15 protein-coding genes, 1 tRNA gene and 1 riboswitch are annotated in these 16263 nt (G+C 45.0%); of the genes, 11 read left to right on the top strand and 5 right to left on the bottom strand.

The annotated features are described in order from the left end of the window. Positions 1-8: 8 nt before the first annotated feature. Together moaB and moaA are read right to left on the bottom strand one after the other, a co-directional pair. Positions 9-521 carry a molybdenum cofactor biosynthesis protein B gene (gene moaB, locus QWZ04_RS09100; RefSeq protein WP_102521906.1) on the bottom strand — a complete coding sequence of 171 codons (513 nt, stop codon included), beginning with the start codon at positions 519-521 and terminating at the stop codon, positions 9-11. Between the two features lie 59 nt (positions 522-580). Continuing rightward, complete coding sequence (moaA, locus tag QWZ04_RS09105; protein WP_290327179.1) at positions 581-1570, bottom strand: GTP 3',8-cyclase MoaA; 990 nt, start codon at positions 1568-1570, stop codon at positions 581-583. After that, positions 1559-1693, bottom strand: a riboswitch (molybdenum cofactor riboswitch). Its footprint overlaps the gene before it by 12 nt. A gap of 200 nt (positions 1694-1893) precedes the next feature. On the opposite strand from moaA, the gene yvcK reads away from it, so the two are divergent. After that, a complete protein-coding gene (gene yvcK, locus QWZ04_RS09110; RefSeq protein ID WP_290327181.1) occupies positions 1894-2781 on the top strand; it encodes a uridine diphosphate-N-acetylglucosamine-binding protein YvcK in 888 nt (295 codons plus the stop codon). Positions 2782-2879: 98 nt separating this feature from the next. On the opposite strand, the gene QWZ04_RS09115 is transcribed toward yvcK, so the two are convergent. The 3 genes from QWZ04_RS09115 to uvrB form a co-directional block, all read right to left on the bottom strand. Continuing rightward, the gene (locus tag QWZ04_RS09115) at positions 2880-3230 is read right to left on the bottom strand and encodes an Hpt domain-containing protein (RefSeq protein WP_290327183.1); all 351 of its coding nucleotides are present in this window, start codon (positions 3228-3230) and stop codon (positions 2880-2882) included. 4 nt (positions 3231-3234) lie between these two features. After that, a complete protein-coding gene (gene luxO / locus QWZ04_RS09120) occupies positions 3235-4635 on the bottom strand; it encodes a quorum-sensing sigma-54 dependent transcriptional regulator LuxO (protein WP_290327184.1) in 1401 nt (466 codons plus the stop codon). 328 nt (positions 4636-4963) lie between these two features. Then, a complete protein-coding gene (uvrB, locus tag QWZ04_RS09125; protein WP_290327186.1) occupies positions 4964-6994 on the bottom strand; it encodes an excinuclease ABC subunit UvrB in 2031 nt (676 codons plus the stop codon). Between the two features lie 519 nt (positions 6995-7513). On the opposite strand from uvrB, the gene QWZ04_RS09130 reads away from it, so the two are divergent. The 10 genes from QWZ04_RS09130 to QWZ04_RS09175 all read left to right on the top strand — a co-directional run bounded on the left by QWZ04_RS09130 (position 7514) and on the right by QWZ04_RS09175 (position 15805). Continuing rightward, positions 7514-7589 (top strand) — tRNA-Asn (locus tag QWZ04_RS09130). 317 nt (positions 7590-7906) lie between these two features. Further along, positions 7907-8488 (top strand): electron transport complex subunit RsxA, encoded by a 582-nt coding sequence (gene rsxA, locus QWZ04_RS09135; protein ID WP_290327188.1) that lies wholly within the window; start codon positions 7907-7909, stop codon positions 8486-8488. Beyond that, positions 8488-9069, top strand: coding sequence for an electron transport complex subunit RsxB (gene rsxB / locus QWZ04_RS09140; RefSeq protein ID WP_290327190.1), 582 nt, complete (start codon positions 8488-8490; stop codon positions 9067-9069). Before rsxA ends, rsxB begins: the two co-directional genes overlap by 1 nt. 9 nt (positions 9070-9078) lie before the next feature. Beyond that, entirely contained in the window at positions 9079-11679 is a 2601-nt protein-coding gene (rsxC, locus tag QWZ04_RS09145; RefSeq protein ID WP_290327192.1) for an electron transport complex subunit RsxC, read from the top strand. Further along, positions 11679-12728, top strand: coding sequence for an electron transport complex subunit RsxD (gene rsxD, locus QWZ04_RS09150; RefSeq protein WP_290327194.1), 1050 nt, complete (start codon positions 11679-11681; stop codon positions 12726-12728). Before rsxC ends, rsxD begins: the two co-directional genes overlap by 1 nt. 9 nt (positions 12729-12737) lie before the next feature. Beyond that, positions 12738-13415, top strand: a complete 678-nt coding sequence (rsxG, locus tag QWZ04_RS09155) for an electron transport complex subunit RsxG (RefSeq protein ID WP_290327196.1) — start codon at positions 12738-12740, stop codon at positions 13413-13415. Continuing rightward, positions 13408-14097, top strand: coding sequence for an electron transport complex subunit E (locus tag QWZ04_RS09160; RefSeq protein ID WP_290327198.1), 690 nt, complete (start codon positions 13408-13410; stop codon positions 14095-14097). The genes rsxG and QWZ04_RS09160 overlap by 8 nt, the downstream gene beginning before the upstream one ends. 68 nt (positions 14098-14165) lie before the next feature. After that, positions 14166-14807, top strand: coding sequence for an endonuclease III (gene nth, locus QWZ04_RS09165; RefSeq protein ID WP_290327200.1), 642 nt, complete (start codon positions 14166-14168; stop codon positions 14805-14807). Positions 14808-14817: 10 nt separating this feature from the next. Beyond that, a complete protein-coding gene (gene gloA, locus QWZ04_RS09170; RefSeq protein ID WP_290327202.1) occupies positions 14818-15234 on the top strand; it encodes a lactoylglutathione lyase in 417 nt (138 codons plus the stop codon). 133 nt (positions 15235-15367) lie between these two features. Beyond that, positions 15368-15805, top strand: a complete 438-nt coding sequence (locus QWZ04_RS09175; protein WP_290327203.1) for a DUF2753 domain-containing protein — start codon at positions 15368-15370, stop codon at positions 15803-15805. The last annotated feature ends 458 nt before the right edge of the window (positions 15806-16263 follow it).

A 16263-nucleotide genomic window follows, 5' to 3' on the forward strand; every position in this document is an offset into this window, starting at 1 on the left:
CTCACTCCTTAAACAGAAAGGTGTGGCATGAAGTTACAAGGGCGATGGCTTGCATCCATCTGTTGCTTGATTATTTTGGTCCATGCTGTGCGACATGCACCAGTAGAACCCGGCATAGCAAAAATTACGGTGTGATTAGCGAAGCCAGCGATAGCGCGAGATTGAATGGTCGAGGTGCCGATTTCTTCATAAGAAACAGTACGGAATAACTCGCCAAACCCTTCCACTTGCTTATCAAATAGAGGAACTAACGCTTCAGGCGTGCTATCACGAGAAGTAAAGCCTGTACCGCCAGTAATCATGACAGCTTGAACACTTTCATCAGCAATCCACTTTGATACGATGGCGCGAATTTGGTACATGTCATCAATGACAATCGCTTTGTCTGCTAATTTATGCCCTGCTTCTTGCAATTGCTCTGCAAGGTAACCGCCCGACGTATCGTTTTCTTCAGTACGAGTATCCGAAACCGTTAATACTGCAATGTTAGCAGGTTCAAATTTGCTTTCTGCGTGACCCATGTCGTTACCTTTTTGTAATTTTGTCTTTTGAAATTAAATAAATGAGATCAGGTGCTGGCTTATCCGCCAATCGACGCCAAATGCGGTGTCATTCCCGTTACGCCATCTTGTAAGAAGTGGCTAACAGATTTCGTTTGCAGCTGTTCTGTAATGCGTTGAATGAGTGCCGATTCTTGCTCGTCACCTTGCAGCAAATCTCGCAACTCAACCCCTTGCTCACCAAACAAACATAGATGCAGTTTGCCCTTGGCAGACACACGGAGTCGATTGCAACTTTGGCAGAAGTCTTTTTCATACGGCATGATCAGCCCTATCTCACCGCGATAATCTGGATGGATAAAGACTTGTGCAGGCCCGTCATTATTTGCGCGCGCTTTGAGCAACCACCCGTTGGCAATTAGGTGATTTCTCAAGCTAACTCCAGACTGGTGATGTTTGGCAAATAAAGAGTCCATTTCGCCCGTTTGCATGAGTTCGATAAAGCGGAGCTGAATTGGTCGGTCTTTAATCCAATTGAGGAAACCAGGCATTTCCTGGCTATTGAGATCTTTTAGCAGCACCACGTTAACTTTAATAAGTTCATAACCGACTTCAAATGCGCGATCGATACCGCGCATCACATCAGTAAACTTATTCTCACCGGTAATTTGGTGAAACATACGTGGATCTAGGCTATCAACACTGACATTGATATCCGTTAACCCGGCATCTCGCCACTCACCAACATGCTTCGCCATGCGGTAGCCGTTGGTTGTCGTCGCAACTTTAGATATGCCACTGGTATCGGCAACCGATGTTATGATCTCAGTGAAATCTTTACGCAGACTAGGTTCACCACCGGTGATACGTACCTTACTGGTACCACAATCGGCGAATGCTCGAACCACACGCTTGATCTCAGGAACACTTAAAAAAGACGAGTTTTTTTGACCCGAAGGATGGTATCCATCAGGTAAGCAATATGTGCATTTAAAGTTACAGACGTCTGTAACTGACAAGCGCAAATAATAAAATTTGCGTTGGAATCTATCTTCGAATTGTTTCGCCACGGAACACCTTTCCAAACACGGGAGGCTTACTCATTTCCAAGTAAACCCTTGTGGTATATGCCACTGGCTCTGATTTCGTATCTTCTCAGACTTAGCAATCAGAGCTCGGAGTTATGGCAACTACCCATACAAATCCTCAATGATAATGAGGTATAGATAGTGCTTTTTTGTAAAAGTACTCAATAATGGTAGGTTACGCCACCTAATTTTTCAAAAAAGCAGGTGTTTGCGGCTCTTTTAAGCAGAATTTAGAGGTTTAACCTAGTATTCGAACTTTCTAGCAGGCAAAGTACACTCAGGCTTCAACAATAAAAATAATGAAAATGAACGTATATCAAAACAAGAAAATTGTCGCAGTTGGTGGTGGTCATGGCTTGGGGCGAATGCTGGCCGCGCTAAAGGATTTTGGTTCAAACGCAACAGGCATTGTTGCTACTACTGATAACGGCGGATCTACTGGCCGTATTCGTCACTGTCAGGGTGGTATTGCATGGGGCGACACACGTAACTGCATTAACCAACTCATCACCGAACCCTCTATTGGCTCAATGATGTTCGAATATCGTTTTAAAGGTGCCGGTGAGCTGAACAACCACAATTTAGGTAACTTGATGCTCACGGCATTGGATAACTTGTCTGTTCGGCCTATGGATGCAATCAACTTAATCAGAGACATGCTTAAGGTCGATGTCAACATCGTTCCTATGTCTGAGCACCCTGCCGATCTAAGCGCGTTATCTGTTGAGGGCGGTTGGGTTCGTGGTGAAACTAACGTAGACGAAATGGAACAAGACCTACAACGCCTTTACGTCGAGCCTGAAGTACCCGCCACGCGAGAAGGCATAGAAGCTATTGCACAAGCCGATGCAATCATACTTGGCCCTGGTAGCTTTTTAACCAGTATCATGCCTCCTATTTTACTACCTGAAATGGGCAAAGCCATCGCGGCCAACACCACAGCTAAAGTGATCTTCGTCGAGAACTTATCGCCTGAATTTGGCCCTGCCGGAAGAATGACGCTTAAGGAAAAGTTGGAGTGGTGCCAGCGCGCCTGCCAGGGTAGGCAAGTCGACTTATTGCTCACCAACATTCCACACCCCGAATTAGACGGCGCTTGCACAGTGGTCAATGTTGACTTAGCTTCTGCGAATCATGATTGGCGTCATGATAGAGATAAGCTTCAACAGGCCATTGCAGATCTATTGGTATAAGTAGCTCTACCAATTAAAAAGCGCCGCATCGAATATCATTCAATGCGGCGCTTTAGTTTCATCTGATTTACACAAAAATATACGTGAGCGAAAAGGGGTTATTGACGAGTTAACTTCACGTATTCTTCTCGGGTTGTTCTTAAATGGCCAATCATGGTTTCCCGGTTCTCAGGAGTATTGATCGGCTCTCCGGTTTTGTACTGAGCGTCTAAGTTGGTAGCAAACGCACACAACATTTCTGCACCAAAACTCGCTGCACTGCTCTTAAGCGAATGGCTGATGGATTTTAGCTGGTCTTCCGCCGCGTCGTTCTCAAATTTCCCATCAGATAATGCTTCTGCGTAATCAAGCAATTCGCCAATAAAAATGTGGAACAACATCGGTAGATTTTCTTCACCAATGTCTCTGCTCAACTCATCGATCTTGTCTGTATTTATAATTTTAGTCATTGGCTCACTCCTGCGCTTCCTTCCAGGTCTGGAGTTTTCGATATAACGTCGATGGGCTAACATCTAGGTAACTCGCCGCTCGGGGAATGTTCCCATCACACGCGTCTATAGCTTGTTCAATCGCCCCTTTTTCTGTCATCCATAAAGGTCTAATTTGCTCTACTGAAAGTTTAGCTGAAATATCGTCAGTTGCATTTTTCCCTTGCAAATCATTTAAAAAAGACACGTTCAATGGTGGTGGCAACATATTAAGCGTGATTTCATTGCCGTGATTAAGTACCACGACATTGCGAAGGACATTTTGCAATTGCCTTACATTTCCCGGCCATTCGAATTCAACAAATCGGTCGACTACTTGTTGAGAAAAGCGCACAAAACCTTTGCCCTCTTCTGTCGACATATGGCCTAACAACGAATAGGCAATTTCAACCACGTCTTCATTTCTATCGCGCAAAGGCGGAAGATGTAACGGGATAACGTACAATCGATAATACAGATCTTCTCTGAACCGACCTTGCTGTACTTCTGTCCAAGGGTCACGGTTGGTTGCGCATACAAAACGTACGTCAACGCTCTTCATTTTTGACGAGCCTACTTTTTGGAACGTACCTGTTTGAATGAACCTTAATAGCTTGGTTTGCAGTTCCAAGTCCATTTCACACAATTCGTCCAAAAACAGTGTGCCACCATCAGCCAGTTCGGCTGCACCTTGTCGATCTGTTGAAGCTCCAGTAAACGCCCCTTTTACATGACCAAACAATTCACTTTCAATCAGATCTTTAGGAATCGCGGCACAGTTAATAGCGATGAACGGTTTATCGCCACGCTTACTGGCAGCATGAATAGCTTCTGCACAAACTTCTTTACCAGTTCCACTTTCACCGGTAATGAATACCGAAGCTTTACTTGGTGCAGCGGAGTCAATGGTACGATAAACGGCTTGCATTGTTTGGCTACTACCAATAAAGCCTTGGTAATTATTATTACCTGGTTCATCGGCGAGCGCTTTTAATTTGCCTGCTTTACGGATACCGTTGTTCACCGTGACACGTAAACGATCGGCTTCACATGGTTTAATCAGGAAATCTTGTGCCCCTCGACGCATGGCTTCCACTGCGGTATCAATAGACCCATGGGCCGTCATGAATATAACCGGCACATCTGGATATTTCTTTTTCACCGATGAAAGAACATCCATCCCTGTCATATCTGGTAAGCGCAGATCGAGCAAAATGAGATCTGGAGTTCGATGTTCCAAACTTGTAATGGCGTCTTTGCCCGTTCCTACGATACTAATATCAAGGCCAAGCGGTGTCAGGTAAGAGCGATACAGGGCCGCGACCGACGCCGTATCTTCTACCATCAATAAGTATTTTGTTTTAGGACTCGTGTGTTTATCTTGCATATCCCAGCCGTTGCACTTTAATAATTATTTGCAATATGAGTTGCATTTTGCAATCAATAATAGCTTTAAACCACATTTTTGCAACGTTCTTTACAGAATACGGGCCATATTTATTGGCACAGTATCTGCATTTATCTATATGACTCGAAAGAGTCACCTAGCCAACTGACGTTGTTAGTGAACTTAGTTTTCACAAAATGAAGCCAGCAGGATTTATTCCTACTGGCTATTTTTTTGTCTAATTTTCGTTGAACCCGTTACTAATCAAAGACTCATGGTAAGTAGGTTAACCATGGACGCCGTTGATTAGCCGATTAAAATCACAAAACTAGCTGTTAGAAATAAACTGCGATCGGAGTTTTTCTAATTGATCTCGCTTATCTGCTGCTTGTTCAAATTCTAAGTTTTGTGCATGAGCATACATTTCGTTCTCAAGCTTAGTCATGGCTTTTTCTAATTCTTGTGGCGACATCACTTCATAGCTGTTCGATGCTTCTGCAACTTTAGATAACGGCACATGACTCGCGGTTTTCCTATTTTTCGTTTTGGCAATATCGCCAATTTCCATGATATCTTGCACGCTCGTCTTCAAAGCCTGAGGCACAATACCTTGCTCTAGATTATGAGCTTGCTGCTTTTCACGCCTGCGGTTAGTTTCATCCATCGCTTTTTTCATCGACTTTGTAATTTTGTCGCCATACAAAATCGCTTTACCGCTTAAGTTACGTGCAGCTCGGCCAATGGTCTGAATCAATGAACGTTCCGAGCGTAAAAAACCTTCTTTATCAGCATCTAAAATAGCGACCAAAGACACCTCAGGCATGTCTAAGCCTTCACGAAGTAAGTTGATCCCCACCAGGACATCAAACTCGCCTAAACGTAAATCACGAATGATTTCAACCCTTTCGACCGTATCAATATCAGAGTGCAGGTAACGAACACGAACACCATGTTCATCCAAATACTCGGTCAAGTCTTCCGCCATACGCTTCGTGAGGGTCGTCACTAACACTCGCTCATTCACTTTACTGCGTTTGCGTATTTCAGATAACAAGTCATCCACTTGTGTAGCAACGGGACGCACCTCTAACTCAGGGTCGAGTAACCCAGTAGGGCGTACAACCTGCTCGGCAATTTCACCGTCAGATTTTTCAATTTCGTAATTGCCTGGCGTTGCCGACACGTAAATCGTTTGAGGAGCGATAGACTCGAATTCATCAAACTTAAGCGGCCGATTATCTAATGCTGATGGTAAACGGAACCCAAACTCCACCAGCGTTTCTTTGCGTGAACGGTCGCCTTTATACATGGCGCCAACTTGAGAAACCGTCACGTGCGATTCATCAATGATCAGCAAGCCATCTTTCGGTAAATAATCAAATAAAGTCGGTGGTGCCTCACCCTCACCTCGGCCACTGAGGTAGCGAGAGTAGTTTTCAACTCCAGAACAAAAGCCCAGCTCGTTCATCATTTCAATATCGAATTGGGTTCGTTGCGATATTCGCTGTTCTTCTAATAACTTGTTGTTATCAAGTAGGTGTTTCTTTCTGCTCTCAAGCTCTACTTTGATTTTCTCTATCGCCTCTAACATGCGCTCTCGTGGCGTCACATAGTGGGTTTTAGGATAAATGGTATAACGTGGGAGATCACGCTGAACGATGGCACCGGTTAACGGATCAAATAGGCTGATGCATTCGACTTCTTCGTCAAACAATTCAATCCGAACTGCATTTTGATCGGATTCTGCCGGGAAGATATCAATCACTTCACCTCGAACTCGAAACTGACCGCGCTCGAATGTGACATCATTACGTGAATATTGCAGTTCAGCCAAGCGACGTAATACGTCTCGTTGATTGATCACGTCACCGCGGCTTACATGCAACATCATCTTTAAGTAGGAGTCTGGATCGCCTAAACCATAAATTGCAGAAACAGAAGCAACAATAATCGAGTCTTTACGTTCCAGCAAAGCTTTCGTTGCCGACAAACGCATTTGTTCGATATGAGCATTCACCGAAGAATCTTTCTCAATGAAGGTGTCCGTCGTTGGTACGTAAGCCTCTGGTTGATAGTAATCGTAATAGGAAACGAAATACTCAACCGAGTTATTTGGAAAGAATGCTTTCATCTCTCCGTACAGCTGAGCGGCTAAGGTTTTATTGGGTGCCAGTAATATAGCCGGGCGCTGAGATTGGGCGATGACATTCGCTAAGGTAAATGTTTTTCCTGACCCCGTCACCCCGAGTAACGTCTGATGGGCAAGGCCTGATTCGAGCCCATCCAACAATTGTGCAATTGCGGTTGGCTGATCACCTGCGGGTTGGTATTTAGACACCAACTCAAATTGTTTTGACATGATTTATCCCTAACGAACGTTGCGCACTATATTGTCGCTGGTTAATCTATCTTAGATCAATAAGGGCTGGCTACAAAAAACATACAGTCATTTGAAAAAGTAATGGTACATTAAGTTTAACTTTGCTATTGTTCTCGTCCCTCATATGCACCACCCGCAAAAAAACCAACAAAACAATCCACGGGTTTTCCCCATTTTTCGACGTTTTTATCCTTTATTTGCACATTATCAATTTCCCGGCTTTTCACCAACCAAACATCAAATTGGAAAAATCAAAATAAAAACAATGGTTTAATCAGGAATTTTCTTTTGTCGAAAAGAGCTATTTTTGGATAAAATAAGTTGTCAAAAAACCATCAACACACTTATCCACAATTTTGGTGGATAACTGCGAGTAGCCTAGATACGGTAAGGGCTATGAGAATGTAAAGATCATTTTGATTATTTTTTTTTGCATTTTTTTAGTTAGAGTATTGACAGAAAAAAGGCCAATCGCTAAAATTCGCTTCGTTAAATAATTCCCCCTTAGTTCAGTTGGTAGAACGGCGGACTGTTAATCCGTATGTCGCAAGTTCAAGTCTTGCAGGGGGAGCCAAATTTAAAAAAGGCCGCAATTTATATTGCGGCTTTTTTGCATCTGTGGTCTTGCAACGTCCCTGTCTCTTATCGCCATCCCATTTACTTTTCCACACGGCAATGCGCAAATACATACTCACCAAAGCGACATAAAATCATCAATTTCCGACATCAATACCCGCAACCTGAGAATGGTTACAATCTTGAGATCTTAGTTATCTCATCAATTGCTGAATAATTCGCTAATTTACCCAAAAACCTTTCCGCTCTTAGGTTGTTAAATCGCTTACAACAAAGGATAATAATGGGATCTGTTTTGAATATAATTGAGATGCTATGACAGAGTATCTGTTGCTGCTTGTTGGCACCGTATTAGTCAACAACTTCGTACTTGTAAAATTTTTAGGCTTATGCCCATTTATGGGGGTTTCTAAGAAGTTAGAAACCGCTATTGGCATGAGCTTAGCGACGACATTCGTCTTAACATTAGCCTCGGTAAGTGCTTACTTAGTCGAGAGCTACGTACTTAAGCCACTCGGCATTGAATACCTTCGCACAATGAGCTTTATTTTGGTCATTGCGGTTGTGGTTCAGTTTACCGAAATGGTCGTCCATAAGACGAGCCCAACCCTGTATCGTTTGTTAGGTATATTCTTACCTTTGATTACCACAAACTGTGCCGTGTTAGGTGTTGCCCTTTTAAACATCAACGAAAACCATAATTTCATTCAATCCATTATCTATGGCTTTGGTGCAGCTGTCGGTTTTTCATTAGTCCTAATTCTGTTTGCGTCGATGCGAGAACGTATCGCGGCCGCAAATGTACCGGGGCCATTTAAAGGCGCTTCCATTGCAATGATCACCGCGGGTCTTATGTCACTAGCCTTCATGGGCTTTACTGGTTTGGTGAAACTATAATGAGTGGAATTGTCATTGCTGTATTAGCGGTCGTTGCGTTGGCTGCTATTTTTGGCGCTATTCTTGGTTTCGCCTCTATCAAATTTAAAGTTGAAGCCAACCCTATTGTCGAACAAATCGACGAAATTTTACCTCAAACTCAATGTGGCCAGTGTGGCTACCCAGGTTGCCGACCTTATGCAGAAGCAATAGCAAACGGCGATAGCATCAACAAGTGCCCACCAGGCGGACAAGCTACCATCGAAAAGCTGGCTGACTTAATGGGTGTTGAAGCATCAGAGCCTGCTCACGATCCAGAAAAAAGCGTCAAGAAAGTGGCCTTCATTCATGAAGACATGTGCATCGGTTGTACCAAATGTATTCAAGCCTGCCCTGTCGACGCTATCGTCGGCGGCACAAAAGCCTTGCACACGGTTATTGAAGATGAATGCACAGGTTGCGATCTCTGCGTGGCACCTTGCCCAACAGATTGTATTGAAATGATTCCAGTGGCACCAACAACCGATACTTGGAAATGGCAGCTCAATGCGATTCCCGTCGTAAACGTAGCGGCTACTCAACCACAAAAAGAACAACAATAAGGATTGGGTATGTTGTCACTCATTGAAAAAATTCGTTCCGGTTACCTTTGGGATTTCCCCGGCGGTGTACACCCGCCAGAAAACAAAAAACAGTCTGCGAGCACCCGTCTTCAACATGCATCGCTCCCTACCGAATTGGTGATTCCAATTAAGCAACATATCGGTAAAGCGGGTGATTTATGTGTAAAAGTCGGCGATTACGTTCTAAAAGGGCAACCTCTAACTGAGTGTTCGCTCAGCTTTATGCTGCCTATACATGCACCGACTTCCGGTACTATAACGGCAATCGAACCAAGAGTTTCTGCTCACCCATCAGGGTTGCCAGTACTGAGTATTGTATTAAGCCCTGACGGCGACGATCGCTGGATCGCACTCAACACGATCTCGGCGCTGCAATCTGAAACACCAGAAAGCTTGATTGAGATGATCAGGCAAGCCGGTATTTCAGGTATGGGCGGCGCAGGCTTCCCTACCGCGAAGAAAATCCAATCTGGTGTAGCGAAAACCGAAATATTAATCATCAACGCAGCTGAATGTGAACCTTACATTACTGCCGATGATGCGCTTATGCAGCACTATGCTGACGAAATCATTCAGGGCATTGAAGTCATTGAGCACATTCTAAAGCCCAAACTCACCATCATTGGGATTGAAGACAATAAGCCTGAAGCCATTGCTGCAATCCAAAAAGCCGCAACCTTTAAAGACTATGTTATTCGCGTTATTCCCACTAAATATCCATCCGGTGGTGAGAAACAGCTAATAAAAGTACTGACCAATATGGAAGTACCGAAAGGCAGTATTCCCGCAGATATTGGCGTATTGGTCCAAAATGTGGGATCTATCTATGCCACCAAACGAGCCGTATTTGATGGGGAACCACTGATTGAGCGCTTGGTTACACTGACAGGTAAAGCGTTCAAGCAACCTCGTAATGTTTGGGCCCGTATTGGCACTCCAGTACAGCACCTGCTAGAAGAGTTCGATTACTCAGCAGACAAAAAGAGCCCACGTTTGATCCTGGGTGGCCCAATGATGGGGTTCACGCTACCGACCTCTTTGGCTCCTGTCACCAAAACCACAAACTGTATTCTGGCCCCGACTCGCAAAGAAATCCCTGCGAATCGCTATGAGATGGAATGCATCCGCTGCAGCCAATGCGCTGAAGCCTGCCCAGTGTCTTTGTTGCCACAGCAATTACAATGGTATTCAAAAAGCCAAGAATACGATAAGTGTGAAGAACTCAACTTAAGTGACTGTATCGAATGTGGCGCTTGTGCGTATGTATGCCCGAGTGAAATTCCATTGGTGCAGTATTATCGCGAAGCCAAAGCAGAAATTCGTACCCGTAAAGAAGAATCACTTGCTGCAGAACGAGCACGCCAACGCTTTGAAGAAAGAAACGCAAGGCTAGAACGAGATAAAGCCCAACGGGAGAATCGCTTCAAGAAAGCGGCAGAGCAGCGACGTAACGACATGAAAAAATCAGACGGAGATGATGCCGTCGCCGCTGCCATTGCTCGTGTTAAAGCACAACAAGCCAAAGCTGCACCGGCTTCCGAGGAAGTGAAACCAGCAGTTGCCGCCGCTATTGCGCGAGCTAAAGCCAAACAAGCTGCGGCTAAATCAAACGGGGAAAATCTGCCTGATAACAGTGAAATGATGAAGCTTAGGGAAGAAAGAAAGCAACAAGCCCGAGCGCGTAAAGCAGAAAAAGAACAGCAATCAGAAGCGCAAACTGAGCCACCCGAAGATGATAAAAAATCTGCCGTCGCCGCAGCCATTGCTCGAGCTAAAGCGCGCAAGGCGCAACAAGCAGAGGCTAAACCAGAACAGGCCGAGCCTGCGGTAAGCGACGACCCAAAAACGGAAGCAGAAAACAACTCGGAACAATCTGTCAAAGACCCGAAAAAAGCCGCTGTCGCTGCGGCCATTGCTCGCGCTAAAGCACGTAAAGCAAAACAAGCAGAAGCGAAACCTGAACAGCTCGAGCCTGCAGTAAGTGAAACGCCGACATCGGTAACCGAAATAGACTCGGAACAACCGACAGAAGACCCGAAAAAAGCCGCGGTTGCTGCGGCCATTGCTCGCGCTAAAGCGCGTAAAGCAAAACAAGCAGAAGCGAAACCTGAACAAGCCGAGCCGCCAGTAAGCGAAGCGCCCACATCGGTAACCCAAGTAGACTCGGAACAACCGGCAGAAGACCCGAAAAAAGCCGCGGTTGCTGCGGCCATTGCTCGCGCTAAAGCACGCAAAGCAAAACAAGCAGAAGCGAAACTTGAACAAGACGAGCCTACGGTAAGCGAAACGCCGACTTCGGTAACCGAAGTAGACTCGGAACAGCCGACAGAAGATCCGAAAAAAGCCGCGGTTGCTGCAGCCATTGCTCGCGCTAAAGCACGCAAAGCAAAACAAGCAGAAGCGAAACTTGAGCAAGCCGAGCCTGCGATAAGCGAAACGCCGACTTCGGTAACCGAAGTAGACTCGGAACAACCGACAGAAGATCCGAAAAAAGCCGCTGTCGCTGCTGCCATTGCCCGCGCTAAAGCAAGGAAAGCAGCGCAAGCTGAACTCAAAAATCAAATACAAGATGGTAAGGAGAACGAGTAGTGGCCTTTTTTATTGCTAGCTCACCCCACGCTCACAACAAAAAAAGTACTCCTGACTTAATGCGTTGGGTTGCACTCGGAGCCATCCCTGGCCTTGTTGCACAAAGTTATTTCTTTGGATGGGGCACATTAATACAGCTCGTGTTTGCCATGCTGCTTGCGGTTTCTATGGAAGCCATAGTTATGCTGCTACGTAAGCGTAATCCGATAGGAGCACTACGAGACAACAGTGCGTTTGTTACCGCTTGGTTACTTGCCGTCGCCATTCCCCCACTCTCTCCATGGTGGACGATGGTGATCGGTATCTTCTTTGCCATTGTCGTCGCTAAGCATCTGTATGGTGGTATCGGCCAAAACATCTTCAATCCAGCCATGGTGGCTTATGTGGTTCTGTTGATTTCATTCCCGGTACAAATGACGAGTTGGGTTGCCCCCGCTTCTATTGCGCCTTATCAAGCGGGTTTTGCTGATTCATTCTCCCTTATATTCAGTGGGTTTAATGCGGATGGCTTTTCGTTGCAACAGTTTAGAACGGGTATTGATGGCATCACCACCGCAACACCATTAGATACCATTAAAACAGGGCTACACTCTGGTCAAACAATTTCTGAACTCAAGTCTCTGCCTCAATTTTCAGGCATTGCCGGATTAGGATGGGAATGGGTTAACCTAGCTTACCTCGCTGGTGGTTTACTATTGATAAAAATGCGCGTTGTACAATGGCATATTCCCGTCGCATTTTTAGGCTCTTTGGTTATCTGTTCCCTATTATCGACCTTGATTTTCCCAGGTGAAACAGCCGGGCCGCTGGTGCAATTGCTATCTGGCGCTACCATGCTAGGGGCATTTTTCATCGCAACGGATCCAGTATCCGCAGCCACAACCATCAAAGGCCGCCTAGTATATGGTGCATTCATTGGCGGTATGGTCTTCATCATTCGATCTTTTGGTGGCTTCCCAGACGGCGTTGCTTTTGCAGTATTGCTTGCCAACATGTGTGTACCGCTTATCGACTACTACACTCGTCCGCGCACTTATGGTCACAAGTAGGAATTAGATATGATAAAAGCGATTCAAAAAAACAGCGGTGTGCTGGCCATTTTTGCCTTACTTTCAACCGGTGTGGTGGCGATTACTCATACACTCACGGCTGACCGAATTCTAGAGCAGCAACAAAAAAACCTCCTAAAAGTGCTTAATGAAGTATTACCAAAAGAGATTCACGACAATAAATTGGTAGAGCACTGTACTCTGTTTACCAGTAAACAATACTTAGGGTCAGATAAACCACAACCCGCCTACATCGCGACCAAAAATGGCAGCATTACAGGCATCGCCATTCAGGCTATTGCACCGGATGGGTATAACGGTCAGATCAAGCTGATGGTAGGGATGGACCAAACTGGCACAATAACAGGAACACGAATCCTACAGCATGCCGAAACGCCGGGGTTAGGTGATAAGATCGACCTAAAAGTTTCCTCTTGGATCGAGAGCTTTACGGGTAAACGCTTAGAACAACAGAACGACAAATCGAATTCAGAGGCTTCCACATCCGGTTGGTCGATGAAGCAGTGGGCAGTACGAAAAGATGGCGGCGAATTTGACCAATTTACCGGAGCTACCATTACCCCACGAGCCGTTGTAAAAGCGGTCAAAAATGCGTCTCTCTTCTTCCAAGCAACTCATGAAGAGCTAGATCAACTGCCTATCAACTGTGGAGGTTCAAATGGCTGAAAATAAGTTATTAATGAAGAATGGCTTATGGGACAACAACCCAGCATTAGTTCAGTTACTCGGACTTTGCCCTCTTCTTGCCGTTTCTTCAACCGTCACAAATGCGATGGGGCTTGGTATCGCTACCTTGTTAGTGCTGGTTGGATCTAACCTGATCGTTTCTCTGGTCAGAGACTATGTACCGAAAGAAGTACGCATCCCGATTTTCGTCATGATCATTGCCGCTCTAGTAACCTGTGTTCAACTACTCATGAATGCCTACGCTTACGGCTTGTATTTGTCCCTTGGTATCTTCATTCCGCTTATCGTGACCAACTGCATCATCATTGGTCGAGCGGAAGCCTTTGCATCTAAAAACCAACCATTACCCGCCGTACTAGATGGCTTTTGGATGGGCACCGGCATGTTATTAGTGCTCATGCTACTTGGCGCACTACGTGAAGTTTTGGGTAACGGCACTCTGTTTGATGGCGCTGACCTGTTACTCGGTGACTGGGCATCCGTATTGCGAATTGAAGTATTTCAGCTTGATAATAGTTTTCTTCTAGCGCTGCTCCCTCCCGGTGCGTTTATTGGCGTAGGCTTCATCATTGCGCTAAAAAATGTCATCGACAAGCAGCTCAGTGCGAGGCAACCAAAACAAGAAAAGCCCGTAATAGAACGAGCAAGAGTCAGCAACTAATCAACACATAATAAGGGGCGAGTGAGCAAAAATACGCCCCATAAATCACTCAAGGAAGCAGCCTCGGTATGAATAATACAAAAAGGCGGGAAATATTAGAGAGATTGCGTCAAGACAATCCCAACCCGCAAACTGAACTCAACTGGAACTCCCCTTTCGAACTGCTGATTGCCGTTCTACTTTCCGCTCAAGCCACTGACGTGAGCGTGAACAAAGCAACAGATAAACTTTATCCTGTTGCCAACACACCCCAAACCATTTTTGATCTCGGTGTCGATGGCGTAAAAAGCTACATCAAAACCATTGGTCTGTTTAACTCGAAAGCTGAGAACGTCATTAAGACCTGTCGCATCTTACTCGATAAGCATCAAGGGATAGTTCCAGAAAGCCTAGAAGCTCTCGTTGAACTTCCTGGTGTGGGACGAAAAACCGCTAATGTTGTACTTAATACCGCCTTTGGCTGGCCGACCATTGCCGTTGATACTCACATTTATCGCGTATCCAACCGAACCAAACTCGCTATGGGCAAAACCGTTGACGATGTAGAACAAAAATTGCTCAAAGTCGTGCCTAAAGAGTTTAAATTAGATGTGCACCACTGGCTCATTTTGCACGGCCGCTATACCTGCATCGCTCGAAAACCGCGTTGTGGCAGTTGCTTGATTGAAGATCTATGCGAATTTAAAGATAAAATTTATCCAGAAGATTAGGAGAAAAACAATGTCAAAGGGAAGAATACTGCACACCATGCTACGCGTGGGCGATTTAGATAAATCCATTACGTTTTACACCGATGTATTGGGCATGACGCTACTGCGTAAAAATGAAAACACACAATATGAATATACATTAGCATTTTTAGGCTACGGTGATGAGTCAGAGGGTTCTGTGATTGAGCTTACCTATAACTGGGGCACAACAGAATACGATCTAGGCGCAGGATACGGCCACATTGCACTTGGTTTTGATGACATTTACCAAACCTGTGACGCAATCAAAGCCGCTGGCGGCAACGTAACACGTGAACCAGGGCCAGTGAAAGGCGGCTCAACTCATATTGCGTTTGTGAAGGACCCAGATGGTTACATGATTGAGCTAATCCAAAATAAATCTGCGGGTGCAGGCTTAGAAGGCTAAACTCAGAAATAAGTGATAAAGCGAGCGATGGCTCGCTTTTTTTTATGCTACATCATAATTTATAAAGCCATAGCTTTACATGATAATGATTATCAATTAAATTACTCTCTCAATAACGAACGGAGAGTGAGAAATGAACATGACGGAGTGGGAGAAGCATACAATACAAGCTGATACTGCATTGCAAAATAATGACCTACTGCGCAGTATTTTGCATTACCAGCAAGCTTTGGCCATTTCAGATCAGCTCTCTTTTTCGGACGAGATAGACATCGACGACCTACTCACCATCAAGGTCATCTCATGCCATAACTTAGCCAATTTTTGGCGCTTATCTGGCGATGATGAATACGAATTAAAATACCTCCAGCTTGCTTCTGAACGCCTGTTAACGTTAGTGCCTCAATGCCACAATAAAGAGTGTGATTCATTTGTAGACTCACTTGGCTGCTGCCAAAAGGCGCTCGTAGAGTTTATGAAACGCCACCCAAACCCTGAAGTAGCTAAGCTGGTTCAAAATATCAATACCGCATCAAGCTGCAACGTTATTGCTAAATTCAGGTTAAACTAGTTCACTGTTCTACCGATTCAAAGGCAACCAGACACCAGAAAGGCAGCGTACTAACCGCTGCCTTTTGCTACTCAATCCTGAAATAGTGTAGCCACAAGAAGCAAGTTCGCATGGTTCTCAGGAATCTACTTATTGAGTGCGTTGGCTTAAAATCGCCGCATTCAACCTCAACAGCGAACTATTATCCTTTCCTCGCTCCCACACTCGGCGTGCTCATACATACCAAAAATGAAGAGCACAAGGTTGGCCCTAATAAAACTCATCCTAACCACTTTTCAACTCCGTTATGCAAGCAAAGACGAAAAGATTAATTACATTTAAATCATTGAGTTAGAATATATAATGCGGGAGCCACTACTCCGAATTCCGAGTTAATTTTTGCAACCACCAGCTAAGATTAATCACGAATTTTGCCTTTTCAGTATCAATCCGATAGCCTTTGCGCCACAGTAGTGGGC

The sequence above is a fragment of the Vibrio tapetis subsp. quintayensis genome, from assembly GCF_030409945.1.
Lineage (GTDB): Bacteria > Pseudomonadota > Gammaproteobacteria > Enterobacterales > Vibrionaceae > Vibrio > Vibrio quintayensis.